This is a genomic window from Bacillus stercoris, assembly GCF_029772985.1.
GTDB lineage: Bacteria > Bacillota > Bacilli > Bacillales > Bacillaceae > Bacillus > Bacillus stercoris.
Genome location: NZ_CP121861.1, coordinates 1914413 through 1931255 on the forward strand (window position 1 = coordinate 1914413; position 16843 = coordinate 1931255).

Annotated in this window: 19 protein-coding genes and 1 riboswitch; of the genes, 18 read left to right on the forward strand and 1 reads right to left on the reverse strand. The window is 43.3% G+C overall.

The window, feature by feature from the left end; translation table 11 throughout:
• Positions 1–149 precede the first annotated feature (149 nt).
• From QA442_RS10090 to ribT, 6 genes are all read left to right on the forward strand, one after another.
• On the forward strand, positions 150–494 hold the full coding sequence (locus tag QA442_RS10090) for a hypothetical protein (protein ID WP_014664466.1): 345 nt from the start codon (positions 150–152) through the stop codon (positions 492–494).
• A 121-nt stretch (positions 495–615) separates the two neighbouring features.
• Positions 616–760, forward strand: a riboswitch (FMN riboswitch).
• Positions 761–889: 129 nt separating this feature from the next.
• Positions 890–1975, forward strand: a complete 1086-nt coding sequence (ribD, locus tag QA442_RS10095) for a bifunctional diaminohydroxyphosphoribosylaminopyrimidine deaminase/5-amino-6-(5-phosphoribosylamino)uracil reductase RibD (protein ID WP_095431495.1) — start codon at positions 890–892, stop codon at positions 1973–1975.
• Positions 1976–1985: 10 nt separating this feature from the next.
• Positions 1986–2633, forward strand: a complete 648-nt coding sequence (gene ribE / locus QA442_RS10100; RefSeq protein WP_014664463.1) for a riboflavin synthase subunit alpha — start codon at positions 1986–1988, stop codon at positions 2631–2633.
• A gap of 14 nt (positions 2634–2647) precedes the next feature.
• On the forward strand, positions 2648–3844 hold the full coding sequence (locus QA442_RS10105) for a bifunctional 3,4-dihydroxy-2-butanone-4-phosphate synthase/GTP cyclohydrolase II (protein WP_095431496.1): 1197 nt from the start codon (positions 2648–2650) through the stop codon (positions 3842–3844).
• Positions 3845–3876: 32 nt separating this feature from the next.
• On the forward strand, positions 3877–4341 hold the full coding sequence (ribH, locus tag QA442_RS10110; RefSeq protein ID WP_003223915.1) for a 6,7-dimethyl-8-ribityllumazine synthase: 465 nt from the start codon (positions 3877–3879) through the stop codon (positions 4339–4341).
• A 113-nt stretch (positions 4342–4454) separates the two neighbouring features.
• Positions 4455–4829 (forward strand): GNAT family N-acetyltransferase RibT, encoded by a 375-nt coding sequence (gene ribT / locus QA442_RS10115; RefSeq protein WP_014664461.1) that lies wholly within the window; start codon positions 4455–4457, stop codon positions 4827–4829.
• 13 nt (positions 4830–4842) lie between these two features.
• Here the strand turns inward: ribT and QA442_RS10120 are convergent, their stop codons facing one another.
• The gene (locus tag QA442_RS10120) at positions 4843–5367 is read right to left on the reverse strand and encodes a DUF309 domain-containing protein (RefSeq protein WP_071580449.1); all 525 of its coding nucleotides are present in this window, start codon (positions 5365–5367) and stop codon (positions 4843–4845) included.
• A 213-nt stretch (positions 5368–5580) separates the two neighbouring features.
• On the opposite strand from QA442_RS10120, the gene scpA reads away from it, so the two are divergent.
• From scpA to resE, 12 genes are all read left to right on the forward strand, one after another.
• On the forward strand, positions 5581–6336 hold the full coding sequence (scpA, locus tag QA442_RS10125; protein WP_014664459.1) for a segregation/condensation protein A: 756 nt from the start codon (positions 5581–5583) through the stop codon (positions 6334–6336).
• Positions 6326–6919: an SMC-Scp complex subunit ScpB gene (scpB, locus tag QA442_RS10130; RefSeq protein ID WP_014664458.1), complete on the forward strand. Its 594-nt coding sequence runs from the start codon at positions 6326–6328 to the stop codon at positions 6917–6919. Before scpA ends, scpB begins: the two co-directional genes overlap by 11 nt.
• A 54-nt stretch (positions 6920–6973) precedes the next feature.
• Positions 6974–7513, forward strand: a complete 540-nt coding sequence (locus tag QA442_RS10135; protein ID WP_095431497.1) for a YpuI family protein — start codon at positions 6974–6976, stop codon at positions 7511–7513.
• Between the two features lie 122 nt (positions 7514–7635).
• Entirely contained in the window at positions 7636–8784 is a 1149-nt protein-coding gene (dacB, locus tag QA442_RS10140) for a D-alanyl-D-alanine carboxypeptidase DacB (RefSeq protein ID WP_040082739.1), read from the forward strand.
• Positions 8772–9362, forward strand: coding sequence for a spore maturation protein SpmA (gene spmA, locus QA442_RS10145; protein ID WP_014664456.1), 591 nt, complete (start codon positions 8772–8774; stop codon positions 9360–9362). Before dacB ends, spmA begins: the two co-directional genes overlap by 13 nt.
• 4 nt (positions 9363–9366) lie before the next feature.
• The gene (gene spmB, locus QA442_RS10150) at positions 9367–9903 is read left to right on the forward strand and encodes a spore maturation protein SpmB (RefSeq protein WP_095431498.1); all 537 of its coding nucleotides are present in this window, start codon (positions 9367–9369) and stop codon (positions 9901–9903) included.
• Between the two features lie 91 nt (positions 9904–9994).
• The gene (gene rluB, locus QA442_RS10155) at positions 9995–10729 is read left to right on the forward strand and encodes a 23S rRNA pseudouridine(2605) synthase RluB (RefSeq protein WP_014664454.1); all 735 of its coding nucleotides are present in this window, start codon (positions 9995–9997) and stop codon (positions 10727–10729) included.
• 94 nt (positions 10730–10823) lie between these two features.
• Positions 10824–11363, forward strand: a complete 540-nt coding sequence (gene resA / locus QA442_RS10160) for a thiol-disulfide oxidoreductase ResA (protein WP_095431499.1) — start codon at positions 10824–10826, stop codon at positions 11361–11363.
• Positions 11360–12988, forward strand: coding sequence for a cytochrome c biogenesis protein ResB (resB, locus tag QA442_RS10165; RefSeq protein ID WP_095431500.1), 1629 nt, complete (start codon positions 11360–11362; stop codon positions 12986–12988). The genes resA and resB overlap by 4 nt, the downstream gene beginning before the upstream one ends.
• Positions 12989–13007: 19 nt before the next feature.
• Positions 13008–14183, forward strand: a complete 1176-nt coding sequence (gene resC / locus QA442_RS10170; protein ID WP_014664450.1) for a cytochrome c biogenesis protein ResC — start codon at positions 13008–13010, stop codon at positions 14181–14183.
• A gap of 80 nt (positions 14184–14263) precedes the next feature.
• The gene (gene resD / locus QA442_RS10175; RefSeq protein ID WP_040082743.1) at positions 14264–14986 is read left to right on the forward strand and encodes a DNA-binding response regulator ResD; all 723 of its coding nucleotides are present in this window, start codon (positions 14264–14266) and stop codon (positions 14984–14986) included.
• The gene (gene resE / locus QA442_RS10180; RefSeq protein WP_040082745.1) at positions 14983–16752 is read left to right on the forward strand and encodes a sensor histidine kinase ResE; all 1770 of its coding nucleotides are present in this window, start codon (positions 14983–14985) and stop codon (positions 16750–16752) included. Before resD ends, resE begins: the two co-directional genes overlap by 4 nt.
• The last annotated feature ends 91 nt before the right edge of the window (positions 16753–16843 follow it).

The following is a 16843-nucleotide window of genomic DNA, read 5'->3' on the forward strand; positions in this document are numbered from 1 at the left end:
ATAGAAAAGAAATTTTTGCAGAAATGTGAAACATATTCCCGTTATGCATCGTTATATTAATAATTTACGAGAATTAACGGTTTTTTATTCATGAAAAAAAGGAATAACTCATATGAATGAATAGATTCATATTGGCTGGAGGTTTAGATATGGGAAGAATAAAAACCAAGATTACCATTCTGTTAGTGCTTTTGCTTTTACTTGCAGGCGGTTATATGTACATAAATGATGTTGAGCTGAAGGATGTCCCGACAGCAATCGGACAAACCTTGTCCTCGGAAGAAGAGGAATACACCATCCAAGAATATAAAGTAACGGCAATCGACGGCTCAGAGTATCATGGAGTAGCAGAAAACGGAACGAAAATCATCTTCAACGGAAAAAAATTAAATCAGGATTTATCTGATATAAAAGAAGGTGACAAGATTAAGGCGTACTTCAGCAAATCAAAGCGGATCGATGGATTAATCAAGGTTGCAAAAGTGAATGATTAACAAAACATCACCTTTCAGATCGAAGGGTGATGTTTTTGTTTTTCTCAAATTGTAAGTTTATTTCATTGCGTACTTTTAGAAGGATCGCTATAATAGCCAATAAGGACAAATGAATAAAGATTGTATCCTTCGGGGCAGGGTGGAAATCCCGACCGGCGGTAGTAAAGCGAATTCGCTTTAGAGCCCGTGACCCGTGTGCATAAGCACGCGGTGGATTCAGTTTAAGCTGAAGCCGACAGTGAAAGTCTGGATGGGAGAAGGATGATGAGCCGCTATGCAAAAAGTTTAAAAATGCATAGTGTTATTTCCTATTGCGTAAAATACCTAAAGCCCCGGATTTTTCTAAATTCGGGGCTTTTTTTGACGGTAAATAACAAAAGAGGGGAGGTAAACAAATGGAAGAGTATTATATGAAGCTGGCATTAGATCTTGCGAAGCAGGGCGAAGGACAGACCGAATCAAATCCGCTCGTCGGCGCTGTTGTCGTAAAGGACGGACAAGTTGTCGGAATGGGCGCCCATTTAAAATATGGGGAAGCTCATGCAGAAGTTCATGCTATCCATATGGCTGGAGCACATGCAGAGGGGGCCGACATTTATGTTACACTCGAACCGTGCAGCCATTACGGAAAAACACCGCCATGTGCAGAATTGATTATCAATTCTGGCATCAAAAGAGTGTTCGTGGCGATGAGAGATCCTAACCCGCTTGTGGCTGGAAGAGGGATCAGCATGATGAAAGAAGCCGGCATTGAGGTAAAGGAAGGCATCCTGCCAGACCAGGCGGAAAAGCTGAATGAAAAATTTCTGCACTTTATGAGGACAGGCCTTCCGTACGTCACACTAAAAGCGGCCGCAAGCCTTGATGGCAAGATAGCTACCAGCACAGGTGACAGCAAATGGATCACATCAGAAGCTGCAAGACAGGATGCTCAGCAATACAGGAAAACACACCAAAGCATTCTAGTCGGAGTTGGCACGGTGAAAGCCGACAATCCGAGCTTAACTTGCAGACTGCCGAATGTAACAAAACAGCCGGTTCGGGTTATACTTGATACCGTACTCTCGATTCCTGAGGACGCTAAAGTGATTTGCGATCAATTAGCGCCGACATGGATTTTTACAACGGCACGCGCAGACGAGGAAAAGAAAAAACGGCTTTCCGCTTTCGGAGTGAACATATTTACACTGGAAACAGAGCGCATTCAAGTTCCCGATGTTTTGAAAACCCTATCGGAAGAAGGCATCATGTCGGTGTATGTGGAAGGCGGTTCAGCTGTTCACGGAAGCTTTGTCAAAGAAGGCTGTTTTCAAGAAATCATCTTCTATTTTGCCCCTAAACTAATCGGAGGAACGCTTGCTCCCAGCTTAATCTCCGGTGAAGGTTTTCAATCAATGAAAGATGTCCCCTTATTACAATTCACTGATATAACCCAAATCGGCCGTGATATCAAACTGACGGCCAAACCGACAAACGAGTAGGATGGTGACCATGTTTACAGGAATTATCGAAGAAACAGGCACAATCGAGTCCATGAAAAAAGCAGGGCATTCAATGGCCTTAACAATTACATGCTCAAAGATTTTAGAGGATGTTCATCTTGGCGACAGCATTGCAGTGAATGGTATTTGTCTGACTGTCACTGATTTTACAAAAAATCAATTCACTGTGGATGTTATGCCTGAAACAGTCAAAGCTACGTCACTGAATGATTTATCAAAAGGAAGCAAAGTAAATCTGGAAAGAGCGATGGCGGCAAACGGCCGTTTCGGAGGCCATTTCGTCTCAGGCCATGTCGACGGAACTGCGGAAATCACACGAATTGAAGAGAAAAGCAACGCAGTTTACTATGATTTAAAAATGGACCCGTCTTTAACCAAAACATTGGTTTTAAAGGGGTCAATTACCGTGGATGGCGTGAGCTTAACCATTTTCGGCCTGACAGAAGACACAGTGACGATTTCTTTAATACCGCATACGATCAGCGAAACGATCTTTTCAGAAAAAACGATCGGCTCTAAAGTGAATATCGAATGCGATATGATCGGAAAATATATGTATCGATTTTTGCATAAAGCCAATGAAAATAAGACCCAACAAACCATTACAAAAGCCTTCTTAAGCGAAAACGGCTTTTAGAGAGGAAGATTTGCATGTTTCATCCGATAGAAGAAGCACTTGACGCTTTAAAAAAAGGTGAAGTCATCATCGTTGTAGATGATGAAGACAGAGAAAATGAAGGAGACTTTGTGGCTCTAGCCGAGTATGCAACGCCGGAAGTGATTAACTTTATGGCGACACACGGAAGAGGACTGATCTGCACGCCTCTCAGTGAGGAAATTGCAGACAGGCTTGATCTTCACCCTATGGTTGAGCATAATACAGATTCTCACCATACTGCCTTTACCGTAAGCATAGACCATCGTGAAACGAAAACAGGTATCAGCGCTCAAGAAAGATCATTCACTGTCCAAGCTTTGCTGGACAGCAAATCCGTGCCATCTGATTTTCAGCGTCCCGGGCACATTTTTCCTCTGATTGCGAAAAAAGGAGGTGTCCTGAAAAGAGCGGGCCACACAGAAGCTGCTGTTGATCTTGCTGAAGCCTGCGGATCTCAAGGAGCCGGCGTCATTTGTGAAATTATGAATGAAGACGGAACGATGGCGAGAGTGCCTGAGCTCATTGAAATTGCGAAAAAGCATCAGCTGAAAATGATCACGATTAAAGATTTGATTCAATACCGTTACGATCTGACAACACTAGTCGAGCGTGAAGTTGACATTACGCTGCCTACTGATTTTGGCACATTCAAGGTTTACGGATACACAAATGAGGTAGATGGAAAAGAGCATGTCGCATTTGTGATGGGGGATGTGCCGTTCGGAGAAGAACCGGTATTGGTCCGGGTGCATTCAGAATGTCTCACAGGTGATGTGTTTGGATCTCATCGCTGTGACTGCGGTCCGCAGCTTCACGCCGCGCTGACCCAAATTGCCGCAGAAGGCCGCGGAGTGCTTCTGTACTTGCGTCAAGAAGGACGAGGCATCGGTTTAATCAATAAATTAAAAGCTTATAAGCTTCAGGAACAAGGCTATGACACCGTCGAAGCCAATGAGGCGCTTGGATTCCTGCCGGATCTTCGCAACTATGGCATCGGTGCACAAATTTTACGCGACCTCGGTGTGCGGAATATGAAGCTTTTGACGAATAATCCGCGGAAAATCGCAGGCCTAGAAGGCTACGGACTCAGTATTTCAGAAAGAGTGCCGCTTCAAATGGAGGCGAAAGAGCATAATAAAAAATATTTGCAAACCAAAATGAACAAGCTGGGTCATTTACTTCATTTCTAATCACAAATATCACAAAAAAGGATGGGAATCATATGAATATCATACAAGGAAATTTAGTTGGTACAGGTCTTAAAATCGGAATCGTAGTAGGAAGATTTAATGATTTTATTACGAGCAAGCTGCTGAGCGGTGCAGAAGATGCGTTGCTCAGACACGGCGTAGACACAAATGATATTGATGTGGCTTGGGTTCCAGGCGCATTTGAAATACCATTTGCTGCGAAAAAAATGGCGGAAACAAAAAAATATGACGCTATTATCACACTAGGCACTGTCATCAGAGGCGCGACGACTCATTATGATTATGTCTGCAATGAAGCTGCAAAAGGCATCGCGCAAGCCGCAAACACTACTGGAGTTCCTGTCATCTTTGGAATTGTGACAACTGAAAACATCGAACAGGCTATCGAGCGTGCCGGCACAAAAGCGGGCAACAAAGGTGTAGATTGTGCTGTTTCTGCCATAGAAATGGCAAATTTAAACCGCTCATTTGAATAATTTGCTGAAAACAGTTTAAAAATATGGCGAAAATGATATAATGTGAGAAAACGGATCACCTATTCGTATCCGTTTAATAGCAGACTGGACATTTTGGATATAGAGGGGTTTTTATGTTAATTCGTTATAAAAAATCGTTTGAAAAGATTGCGATGGGACTTCTTTCGTTTATGCCGAATGAAAAAGACCTTAAGCAGCTTCAGCAGACAATTAAGGACTACGAAACGGATACAGACCGCCAGCTCTTTCTTTGGAAAGAGGACGAGGATATCGTCGGAGCAATCGGAGTCGAAAAAAAGGATTCTGAGGTAGAGATCCGGCATATCAGTGTGAATCCTTCTCATCGCCATCAAGGAATCGGAAAACAGATGATGGATGCTTTAAAGCATTTATTCAAAACGCAAGTGCTGGTTCCAAATGAATTAACGCAGAGCTTTTTCGAACGTTGTCAAGATCAGCAGGATCAAGACATTTCATACAATAATTAAGCAGAGGCTGTGATCAGCCTCTGCTTTTTTTTCTGCGTTCTATTTCTTTTTCACGTTCGCGGATGACGTCAGTTCGATCCCGCAAACGGTGTTTGTCGATAAGAAATGTGTCGCTAAGTGTGCTGGGCTGCCCCCATGTATACTTTTTATTCTTGCATTCGTTCCGGCAAGCTTCCTTTAATTTCTCATCTTTGATCGGCAGCATAATGCTTTTATAGGCAGAGCCGGTTTCAATTTGTTCATAAACCGTTTGCATAAGCTCGAGCAAACGCCCATGATCGAGCCCTAAGTCTTCGACTGCCTGGTGTTCTGCTTGAAGAACCCGGATGCTGTTCGCCATCAGTCTTTTGGCCCCGGCTGTATTCTGCCTTCTGTGATGATATAAAGCAACTGCAAGCTGAATAAAGCCGACCCAATAGCGTTTTCGTTTCTTTGGCGGATCTTCCTTCCAATATTCTTCTAATATTTCATGGCATTCAAAATAATCCCGTGTCGCGTGAAACTCAACGAGATAATCTATATAAGCTTTTGGATACAAGGTGCTTCCTCCTTTAATGTCTTTTAGTGTAACACAGGAAGGATAAAAGGAAAAAAGAACGCTCAGCCAACGCATTTCGCGTTTTGAATATTCTGTACAAACTGCTTCAAAACAGGAAATGAAATAGTATTGGACGAGAGCTTTTTGGTGGCTTATACTAAAGGGTAGCCAGTTTTACCGGCAATGAGAGTGATACTTGAAAATGGTGAGATGATGGAAGAATATCAAGTGAAAATTGATACGTTTGAGGGCCCATTGGACCTGTTGCTTCATTTAATCAATCGTCTTGAAATTGACATATATGATATACCTGTGGCGAAGATCACTGAACAATATTTATTATATGTACATACAATGCGCGTGCTTGAGCTCGATATTGCCAGCGAGTATTTGGTTATGGCCGCCACGCTGCTCAGCATTAAAAGCAGAATGCTGCTTCCGAAGCAAGAGGAGGAGCTTTTTGAAGATGAATTACTTGAAGAAGAGGATCCGCGTGAGGAACTGATTGAAAAGCTGATTGAGTATAGAAAATATAAAGATGCGGCGAAGGATTTAAAAGAACGGGAAGAAGAAAGACAAAAATCGTTCACGAAACCGCCGAGTGATTTGAGTGAATACGCAAAAGAAATAAAACAGTCTGAGCAAAAGCTCTCTGTTACGGTCTATGATATGATCGGTGCTTTTCAAAAAGTGCTGAAACGCAAAAAAATAAACAGGCCGATGGAAACGACGATTACCAGACAGGACATACCAATCGAAGACAGAATGAACGAAATCGTGCACAGCCTGAAATCAAGAGGAACGAGAATCAACTTTATGGACCTTTTTCCATATGAGCAAAAAGAACATTTAGTAGTGACCTTTCTAGCCGTTCTCGAGCTGATGAAAAACCAGCTGGTTCTCATTGAACAGGAGCAAAATTTTTCAGATATTTACATTACGGGGAGTGAATCCATTCATGGGGCTTGATATCGTGAATTGGAAAGCTATAGTGGAAGCCCTTCTTTATGCGGCAGGCGATGAAGGGCTCACAAAAAAGCAGCTGTTAACAGTGCTTGAAATCGAAGAGCCTGAACTGAACACCATCATGGCGGAAGTGGCGGATGAATACCGCGGGGATACAAGAGGCATTGAACTGATTGAGTATGCAGATACGTACATGCTCTCTACCAAAAAAGACTTTGCACCTTACTTGAAAAAACTGATTGAAGTGCCGTCCAAGGGCCTTTCTCAAGCATCTTTAGAAGTGCTGGCCATTGTTTCATACAAACAGCCAATTACGAGAGCAGAAATTGAAGAAATCAGAGGAGTAAAATCAGAGCGGATTTTACACAGTCTCGTCGCGAAGGCGTTATTGTGTGAAGTGGGACGTGCTGACGGTCCGGGACGTGCCATTTTATACGGTACAACGCCGACTTTTCTTGAACAATTCGGTCTGAAAACATTGGACGAGCTTCCGCCGCTGCCTGAAAATGCGGAAGAAGACGTTCTTCAAGAAGAAGCAGATTTATTTTTTGAAAACTTTAACCAAACCTTCGAAGATATAAAATAGAAGTTTAATGAATCGCGCTTTTTCATCATCATAAGATATAAGGAAGAAGCTATCATGAAAGAAGCAAAATGTGAGAGACAAAGACATGAGGGGAAGATACCAAACGAAATGGGACATTCGATTGTGCGAGCGCAGACTCAAAAAACAGGCGAATTCTTATCAATGGTTGTCAATACCGTGAACGATTACCTAAATCAAACGACGCTTGAGTCCTTACAGGCTGAATTGCCTATTGAAAAAGGATACTGCTGTGATGTGCTGAGCACTTTGAGAAGAATGGCAGTATTTTGTGAAGGAGGCGCAGAAGCGTGCCGCCGTCTCCTGATGCAGGAGCCTTTTCAGGAAGCCAGAGCGGAAAAAACACTTTATAATGTGTATCACCAATGCATTGAAGAGTTCTTTATGCCGAAAAAAGACACGTGGTGTGAAAATAGCCGGGCGTCTTATACCGGGGGCAGCGCAATTGAGTTTTATCATGCTGTTCCTGCGTCGCTTGAGCAATTACTATTGCCGTTGAGCGCGGCCTTTCTGAAGATGAGGGAAGAGCTGGCTCATTACGAAGCGTCCGGATCAAGCATGGCGCCAATCAGATAACGTTTACTCTCCCTTTTTAAGGGAGAGTTTTTTTATGTTTGCTTCCAGAAATAGAATTGTTATTCATAACTGATGGACATGCGCATAAACTTGTACAAACCACCACAAGGACGTGAGCAAACATGCGCATTTTCAAAAAAGCAGTATTCGTGATTATGATTTCTTTTCTGATTGCCACTGTAAATGTGAATACAGCACATGCAGCTATAGATGTCAGTGCAAAAAGCGCGATCATTATCGACGGAGCGTCAGGCAGAGTGTTATTTGCCAAGGATGAGCATCAAAAAAGGCGTATTGCCAGCATCACAAAAATTATGACCGCCGTCCTCGCTATCGAATCCGGCAAAATGGATCAAACGGTGACGGTTTCGGCAAATGCTGTCAGAACAGAAGGCTCCGCCATTTATTTAACAGAAGGTCAAAAAGTGAAATTAAAAGATCTTGTGTATGGCCTGATGCTAAGATCAGGAAACGACGCCGCTGTCGCGATTGCTGAGCATGTCGGTGGGAGCCTCGATGGGTTTGTTTATATGATGAATCAAAAAGCCGAGCAGCTTGGTATGGAGAACACCCGTTTTCAAAACCCGCACGGATTGGACGACCATGAAAATCATTATTCAACAGCCTATGACATGGCCATTTTAACTAAATATGCTATGAAGCTGAAAGACTATCAAAAGATTTCAGGCACAAAAATATATAAAGCGGAAACGATGGAAAGCGTATGGAAAAACAAAAATAAACTGCTTACCATGCTTTATCCATACAGCACAGGAGGAAAAACAGGCTATACAAAACTTGCAAAACGGACACTGGTTTCAACGGCTTCAAAGGATGGCATTAACCTGATAGCCGTCACCATTAATGACCCTGATGATTGGGATGACCATATGAAAATGTTTAATTATGTGTTTGATCACTATCAAACCTATTTAATTGCAAAAAAAGGGGACATTCCAAAGCTGAAAGGCACATTTTATGAATCGAAGGCTTTTATCAAACGAGATATCACCTATTTGCTGAACGAAGAGGAAAAAGAAGATGTGAAAATTAATACCACGCTGCTCAAGCCAAAAAAAGCATGGGAAAAAGACGCCTCAAAAATTCCTGACATCGTAGGGCACATGGAGATCATGTTCAACAATGAAACCATTGCAAAAGTGCCAATCTATTATGAAAATGAACGTCATCAAAAACCGAAGAAACAATTTTTTGAAACGTTTAAGTCAATCTTTCTGAATGCGGCAGGCGGAGCAAAATGGTCAATATAATTTGGGTCAGTTTAACTGTGATCGGACTTGTTTTTGCGATGTGCAACGGAACTCTGCAAGATGTAAATGAAGCCGTGTTTAAGGGTGCGAAAGAAGCCGTTACGATCTCATTTGGATTGATGAGCGTGCTTGTTTTCTGGCTTGGCTTAATGAAAATAGCTGAGCAGTCAGGGCTTTTGGATATTTTCAGCCGGATGTGCAGGCCTTTTATATCTAAGCTGTTCCCTGATATACCACCGGATCACCCGGCGATGGGCTACATTTTATCTAATCTTATGGCGAATTTCTTCGGCCTCGGAAATGCAGCAACTCCGCTTGGCATTAAAGCAATGGAGCAAATGAAAAAGCTGAATGGAGACCGATCGGAAGCAAGCCGGTCGATGATTACGTTTTTAGCTGTTAATACGTCCTGCATTACACTCATTCCGACAACGGTGATCGCTGTCCGGATGGCTTATTCCTCCAAAACGCCGACAGATATCGTCGGACCAAGCATTTTGGCAACGCTCATTTCCGGAATCGGCGCTATTATCATTGACCGGTATTTTTATTATCGCCGCAAGAAGAAGGGGAGGTAAGCGGATGGAAATCATCAACTGGATGTCTTTAGCGATGATTCCGATCATCATTGCCGGCATACTTCTTTATGGGACGATCAAAAAGGTTCCCACATATGAATCGTTTGTCGAAGGGGGCAAAGAGGGGATAGAAATCGCCTTCTCTATTATCCCCTATTTAGTCGGAATGCTTGTCGCGATAACTGTTTTCCGATCATCAGGCGCGCTTGATTTTATAATGGATATTTTAAAACCGGTTTTCTCCGCTATCGGCATCCCTGCTGAGGTGGTCCCGCTTGCTCTGATCCGCCCGATCTCCGGTACGGCCGCACTCGGAATGACGACCGATTTAATCGCAGTATACGGGCCCGATTCCTTTATTGGCAGGCTGGCTTCCGTCATGCAGGGATCTACAGATACAACGCTTTACGTATTGACAGTGTATTTTGGTGCAGTCGGTATTAAAAAAATGGGTGATGCATTAAAGGTGGGACTTCTTGCTGATTTAATCGGCGTAGTTGCATCAATCATCATCGTTACGTTATTATTTGGGAGCGCCTGAAAACGGCGTTTTTTTTAGATTTGGCATACAGATTTGAAAAAGCTTGTTTGTTATGGTTGAAAAAAGTAAGATAATACTTGAGGTGAAAGACATGGAAAGACTGCAAAAAGTAATTGCTCATGCCGGAGTTGCATCGCGCAGAAAGGCAGAAGAGCTGATTAAAGAAGGAAAAGTAAAGGTGAACGGCAAAGTAGTAACAGAGCTCGGTGTTAAGGTCACCGGTTCTGATCAGATTGAGGTAAACGGGTTAAAGGTTGAACGCGAAGAGCCGGTTTACTTTCTCTTATATAAACCGAGAGGCGTTATTTCTGCAGCGCAAGATGATAAAGGACGCAAAGTGGTGACGGACTTTTTTAAAAATATTCCGCAGCGCATTTATCCGATTGGGCGTCTGGATTATGATACGAGCGGTCTTTTGCTTTTAACCAATGACGGCGAATTCGCCAATAAGCTGATGCACCCTAAGTATGAAATAGACAAAACATACGTGGCGAAGGTAAAAGGAATCCCGCCTAAAGAGCTGCTCAGAAAGTTAGAGCGTGGAATTAGGCTGGAAGAAGGCAAAACAGCGCCTGCTAAAGCGAAGCTATTGTCTTTGGATAAGAAAAAGCAGACAAGCATTATTCAACTGACGATCCATGAGGGACGCAACAGACAGGTGCGCCGCATGTTTGAAGCGATCGGACATGAGGTAATCAAGCTGAAGCGTGAGGAATACGCGTTTTTAAACCTGCGAGGCCTGCACACGGGAGATGCCAGAGAACTTACGCCTCATGAAGTAAAAAGACTCAGAGCACTGGCGGAGCACGGTAAAAACGCTTTCTAAATTTCACATAAACTTCAAAAAGTAAGAAATGTGAAATGAACTTGCAATGATATAATTGAATGGATCTGCAATAGGGGGAAGGGGGCAGTGGACAATGAAGAAAAAAAGGCGATTATTCATTCGGACCGGCATCCTTCTCGTTTTAATCTGCGCACTTGGCTATACCATTTACAACGCTGTATTTGCCGATAAAGAGAGTATATCCGAAGGGTCCGACGCACCGAATTTTGTCCTTGAGGATACGAATGGGAAACGTATCGAGCTCAGTGACTTAAAAGGGAAAGGTGTTTTTTTGAATTTCTGGGGTACATGGTGTGAACCATGCAAAAAAGAATTTCCTTATATGGCAAACCAATATAAGTATTTTAAAGATCAAGGCGTTGAAATTGTCGCTGTAAATGTTGGGGAGTCAAAGATAGCAGTACATAATTTTATGAAATCCTACGGAGTCAATTTCCCGGTTGTGCTGGATACAGATCGCCAAGTGCTTGATGCCTACGACGTATCTCCGCTTCCGACAACCTTTTTGATCAATCCGGAAGGAAAAGTTGTCAAGGTGGTGACCGGCACTATGACAGAAAGCATGATACACGATTATATGAATCTCATAAAACCCGGAGAAGCTTCGGGATGAAGCAAGTCAAATGTGAATGCGGACATATAAACCCGGTCGGAACCGTTTTATGTGAATCATGCGGAAGGGCTCTCCAGGAAACCCAGCCTCCGCTCGCTGATATGAGATATGACGGAAGCGCAAGACGTTCGCAAACCTATAACAAAACAATTATCGATAAAATTTGGAATTTCTTTTCTTCGGTTAAAGTGGGAATATGGCTTATTGTCATAACCCTTGCTGCATCAGCGTTCGGCACCATTTTTCCCCAGGAAGCCTATCTGCCTCCGGGCGCACAGGCCGAGACTTATTACAAGGAGCAGTACGGCGTGTTTGGCCAGCTTTATTATTTGCTCGGGTTTCATCATTTATATGGTTCTTGGTGGTATTTGCTGCTCATTGCCTCGATCGGCATTTCGCTCGTGATTTGCAGCCTTGACCGTGTCATTCCGTTGTACAGAGCATTAAAAAACCAGGGCATCAGAAGGAACCCAGCTTTTTTAAGAAGGCAGCGCTTGTTCAGTGAAACGGCTACTGTACTGACCGAAGAAGCAAAAGAAAAGATAGTTGCCCTATTAAAGAAAAAACATTATAGAATCAGAGAAAAAGAGGGCAGCATTCTTGCTGAAAAAGGGCGTTTTTCCCGCTGGGGTCCGTATGTCAACCACATTGGATTGATCATCTTTCTGATTGGTGCGATGCTGAGATTTGTGCCAGGCATGTACGTCGATGAGACGCTTTGGGTCAGAGAAGGCGAAACCGCAGCAATTCCGGGTACAGACGGGAAATACTACTTGAAAAACAATCAATTCAGCGTAGAGACCTATAACAGCAAAACGGAAAAAAAGGTATTTGCAGATGCCATTGACAGAGTCGGGGACGGGAGAGTGGCAAAGAACTTTCAAACCGATGCCGTTCTCTACAAGAGAGAAGGAAAAATTGTTTATGGCGAGAAGCCGAAGCTGAAAAAAGTAACAGAAGAAGACATCCGTGTCAATCAGCCGCTGCGCTTTGATTCTTTTTCCGTTTACCAGGTGGATTATAAAGAAAATCAGCTTGACCAAATGGTGTTCCAGCTGATTGATAAAAAAACAAAAAAATCTTTTGGAAGCCTGAAGATTAACCTTCTGGATCCAGATTCGGTCTATGATCTTGGCAACGGTTACAAAGTGGAAATCGCCAGCTATCTGCCAGACTTCTATTTTAATCAGGACGGACAACCAAGCACGAAAACAAAAATCCCTAACAATCCGGCTTTTGTCTTTAATATCATAACGCCGGATAAACCAAAGGGTGAAAAGAGCTTTGTCGCCATCCAAGAAACCATCGAAGGATCAGGCAGCAATAAATACAAGCTGAAATTTGACCATGTCGAAACGAAAAACATTACGGGACTTACAGTCAGAAAGGATCTGACACTCTGGGTGCTTGCTGTCGGCGGAGCCATTTTTATGATCGGTGTCATTCAAGGTATGTACTGGCAGCATCGAAGAATCTGGCTGCACTCACAGGACGGCGCAGTCATGGTGGCGGGGCATACCAATAAAAACTGGTTTGGCTTGAAGAAGGATATAGCATTTATATTGGATGATTCCGGACTGACTGAACCGGCGGACCAAAAAGAATTAATCAAAACACAGAAATAGGCGAAAAGGGAGTGATGTCATGGCAGAGCTGAGCGGAAATTTTCTTTATGCGGCCTTTCTTGTGTATTTAATCGCTGTCCCGATTTTCGGCGGGGCCATACGAGGAAATAAAGATAAAAAGGGCAGGCAAAACCGATGGGCCAACATTGGAATCACCCTTTCAGTTGTCGGGTTTATTTGCCACCTTGGGTATTTCATCACAAGGTGGGCTGCCAGCGGCCATGCGCCGGTCAGCAATATGTTTGAATTCACCACCGCTTTTGGCATGATGCTTGTTTTGGCGTTTATTATTCTTTATTTTATTTATAGATTGCCTTCATTAGGCCTGTTTACGCTGTCAATCGCTTTACTGCTGATTGCCTACGCCAGCATGTTCCCGACAGATATCTCGCCTTTAATTCCTTCGCTCCAAAGCAATTGGCTGTATATTCACGTAACAACGGCCGCGCTTGGGCAAGCTATACTTGCCATCAGCTTTGTCGCTGGTGTCATCTTTCTTTTAAAGCATGTAGACCAGACAAAACCAAGTAAAAAAACCTTCTGGCTTGAAGCGATTATGTTTATCCTGGTCACAACCGTCGCCTTTATTGCGATTACATCAGCATTTCGTCTTGCGGGCTATGAAGCGGAGTTTAACTGGGTGGATAAAAATAAAGAAAAAAGCGTGATGGTGTACGAAATGCCTGCGCTTGTCGGTCCGCATCAGGGAGAGCTTTTGACCGAGGGGAGAATGGAACCGCTTGTTGATCTTCCCGCGCTTTTCTCAGGAAGAAAAGTGAACACTGTCATTTGGTCATTTGGAGCAGGTCTTGTGTTGTATGGGGCTCTCCGTCTGATCATCAGAAAAAGAATCAGCGCGCTTTTACATCCGCTTGTGAAAAACGTCAATCTTGATCTGGTGGATGAGGTTGGGTACAGGGCCGTATCAATCGGGTTTCCGGTCTTTACGCTCGGCGCACTGATCTTTGCGATGATTTGGGCTCAGCTCGCGTGGACGAGATTTTGGGGCTGGGACCCTAAGGAAGTATGGGCGCTGATCACGTTTTTGTTTTATGCCGCTTACTTGCATTTAAGACTGTCAAGAGGCTGGCACGGTGAGAAGTCAGCATGGCTGGCCGTAATCGGTTTTGCTATTATTATGTTTAATTTAATATTCGTAAATCTAGTGCTTGCCGGACTTCATTCTTATGCATAGTCCTTTGAAAGCGACACAGTTCTCAAACTTTCTCACGATTTGATAAAATGAAAGTAACAGAAGGAAAGCAGGGGGAAAACATGGACCAAACGAACGAAACAAAAATATTAGTAGTTGATGACGAAGCCAGAATTCGCCGCCTTTTAAGAATGTATCTTGAACGTGAAAATTATGTTATAGATGAAGCGGAAAATGGTGATGAAGCCATTGCCAAAGGGCTTGAAGCCAATTATGACCTGATTTTGCTTGATCTGATGATGCCGGGAACTGACGGAATTGAAGTGTGCCGGCAAATTCGCGAAAAAAAAGCGACACCCATTATCATGCTGACCGCAAAAGGAGAAGAAGCAAACCGGGTGCAGGGGTTTGAAGCAGGAACAGATGATTATATTGTTAAGCCGTTTAGTCCGAGAGAAGTCGTGCTGCGGGTAAAGGCCCTTTTGAGAAGAGCATCCCAAACCTCTTATTTCAATGCCAATACACCGACGAAAAATGTGCTCGTGTTTTCACATTTGTCTATTGACCATGATGCTCACCGCGTAACGGCTGATGGAACGGAAGTAAGCCTGACGCCAAAAGAGTATGAACTTCTATACTTCTTAGCGAAAACGCCTGACAAGGTGTATGATCGGGAAAAGCTTCTGAAAGAAGTGTGGCAATATGAGTTTTTTGGTGATTTACGGACAGTGGACACTCACGTCAAACGCCTGAGAGAGAAGCTGAACAAGGTATCTCCGGAAGCTGCGAAAAAAATTGTCACCGTATGGGGTGTAGGTTATAAATTTGAGGTCGGCGCTGAATGAAATTTTGGAAAAGCGTAGTAGGCAAGCTGTGGTTTACGATCCTTTCACTCGTCTTGATCGTATTGTTCATTTTAACGGTTCTTTTGCTGGAGTTTATTGAAAACTACCATGTGGAAGAAGCTGAGAATGATTTAACACAGCTTGCGAATAAAGTAGCTGTCATCTTGGAAAATCACGAGGACCAGGCACTGGCACGATCAATCACTTGGGAGCTCGCTGATAACTTAACAAGCATTGCCATCATCCAGGATGAGAAAAAGTACTGGTATTCTCCCAATGACAAAAATCGCCTGTCGTCTATTACGGTTGAGCAAATACAGCATGACAAAGACTTAAATAAAGCTCTCCGAGACCATAAAAAAGTAAGCAAACGAACGGGACTGAGTGATACAGATACGGATAATGAACGCTTGATTGTAGGTGTCCCGTATGAAAAAGACGGAAAGAAAGGCATGGTCTTTTTATCCCAGTCTTTGCTTGCCGTGAAAGATACAACAAAACATACGACCCGCTATATTTTTCTTGCCGCGGGGATCGCGATTGTGCTGACCACATTTTTCGCATTCTTTTTATCAAGCAGGGTCACGTACCCGCTCCGAAAAATGAGAGAAGGCGCGCAAGATTTGGCGAAGGGCAAGTTCGATACAAAAATCCCGATTTTAACCCAGGATGAAATCGGTGAACTTGCGACCGCTTTTAATCAAATGGGCCGGCAGCTTAACTTTCATATCAATGCGCTCAATCAAGAAAAAGAGCAGCTTTCTAACATTTTGAGCAGTATGGCTGACGGGGTTATTACCATTAATATTGACGGTACGATTCTTGTGACCAACCCGCCTGCTGAACGTTTTCTTCAGGCTTGGTATTATGAGCAGAACATGAATATCAAAGAAGGCGACAACCTTCCGCCTGAAGCAAAAGAACTGTTCCAAAATGCTGTCAGCACTGAAAAAGAACAAATGATTGAGATGACGCTGCAAGGCAGATCATGGGTGCTTTTGATGTCGCCGCTTTACGCGGAATCGCACGTCAGAGGAGCAGTTGCCGTACTGCGTGACATGACTGAAGAACGCCGCCTTGATAAACTGCGGGAGGACTTTATCGCAAATGTCAGTCATGAGCTGAGAACACCGATCTCTATGCTACAGGGATACAGTGAAGCGATTGTCGATGACATTGCAAGCTCTGAAGAAGACCGGAAAGAAATCGCCCAAATCATTTATGACGAATCGCTCCGAATGGGCCGACTAGTTAATGATTTGCTTGATTTAGCCCGAATGGAATCAGGCCATACAGGTTTGCATTATGAAAAAATCAATGTCAATGAATTTTTAGAGAAGATTATTCGGAAGTTTTCCGGTGTTGCTAAAGAAAAAGATATTGCTTTACATCATGACATTTCTCTCGCAGAAGAGGAATTTATGTTTGATGAAGACAAGATGGAGCAGGTATTTACCAATTTGATCGATAACGCGCTGCGTCATACTTCATCTGGCGGCAGTGTCTCCATTACAGTCCATTCTGTAAAGGATGGATTGAAAGTTGATATCAAAGACTCCGGATCCGGCATACCAGAAGAAGATCTGCCATTTATCTTTGAGCGGTTTTATAAGGCAGATAAAGCGCGGACAAGGGGCAGAGCAGGAACCGGTCTAGGGCTGGCTATCGTTAAAAATATCGTGGAAGCCCACAACGGATCGATTACTGTGCACAGCCGAATAGATAAAGGAACAACATTTACTTTTTATATTCCGACAAAACGGTAAAATCGAGTCTGAATTTGCCGAAGAATCTTGTTCCATAAGAAACACCCGCTGATTGAGCGGGTGTTTTTTTAATAGCCAACATTAATAAAAT

Bases quoted from the DNA above. Each gene is read 5' to 3' on its own strand.
- QA442_RS10090 (WP_014664466.1), top strand. From the start codon at position 150: ATGGGAAGAATAAAAACCAAGATTACCATTCTGTTAGTGCTTTTGCTT.
- ribD (WP_095431495.1), top strand. From the start codon at position 890: ATGGAAGAGTATTATATGAAGCTGGCATTAGATCTTGCGAAGCAGGGC.
- ribE (WP_014664463.1), top strand. From the start codon at position 1,986: ATGTTTACAGGAATTATCGAAGAAACAGGCACAATCGAGTCCATGAAA.
- QA442_RS10105 (WP_095431496.1), top strand. From the start codon at position 2,648: ATGTTTCATCCGATAGAAGAAGCACTTGACGCTTTAAAAAAAGGTGAA.
- ribH (WP_003223915.1), top strand. From the start codon at position 3,877: ATGAATATCATACAAGGAAATTTAGTTGGTACAGGTCTTAAAATCGGA.
- ribT (WP_014664461.1), top strand. From the start codon at position 4,455: ATGTTAATTCGTTATAAAAAATCGTTTGAAAAGATTGCGATGGGACTT.
- scpA (WP_014664459.1), top strand. From the start codon at position 5,581: ATGGAAGAATATCAAGTGAAAATTGATACGTTTGAGGGCCCATTGGAC.
- scpB (WP_014664458.1), top strand. From the start codon at position 6,326: ATGGGGCTTGATATCGTGAATTGGAAAGCTATAGTGGAAGCCCTTCTT.
- QA442_RS10135 (WP_095431497.1), top strand. From the start codon at position 6,974: ATGAAAGAAGCAAAATGTGAGAGACAAAGACATGAGGGGAAGATACCA.
- dacB (WP_040082739.1), top strand. From the start codon at position 7,636: ATGCGCATTTTCAAAAAAGCAGTATTCGTGATTATGATTTCTTTTCTG.
- spmA (WP_014664456.1), top strand. From the start codon at position 8,772: ATGGTCAATATAATTTGGGTCAGTTTAACTGTGATCGGACTTGTTTTT.
- spmB (WP_095431498.1), top strand. From the start codon at position 9,367: ATGGAAATCATCAACTGGATGTCTTTAGCGATGATTCCGATCATCATT.
- rluB (WP_014664454.1), top strand. From the start codon at position 9,995: ATGGAAAGACTGCAAAAAGTAATTGCTCATGCCGGAGTTGCATCGCGC.
- resA (WP_095431499.1), top strand. From the start codon at position 10,824: ATGAAGAAAAAAAGGCGATTATTCATTCGGACCGGCATCCTTCTCGTT.
- resB (WP_095431500.1), top strand. From the start codon at position 11,360: ATGAAGCAAGTCAAATGTGAATGCGGACATATAAACCCGGTCGGAACC.
- resC (WP_014664450.1), top strand. From the start codon at position 13,008: ATGGCAGAGCTGAGCGGAAATTTTCTTTATGCGGCCTTTCTTGTGTAT.
- resD (WP_040082743.1), top strand. From the start codon at position 14,264: ATGGACCAAACGAACGAAACAAAAATATTAGTAGTTGATGACGAAGCC.
- resE (WP_040082745.1), top strand. From the start codon at position 14,983: ATGAAATTTTGGAAAAGCGTAGTAGGCAAGCTGTGGTTTACGATCCTT.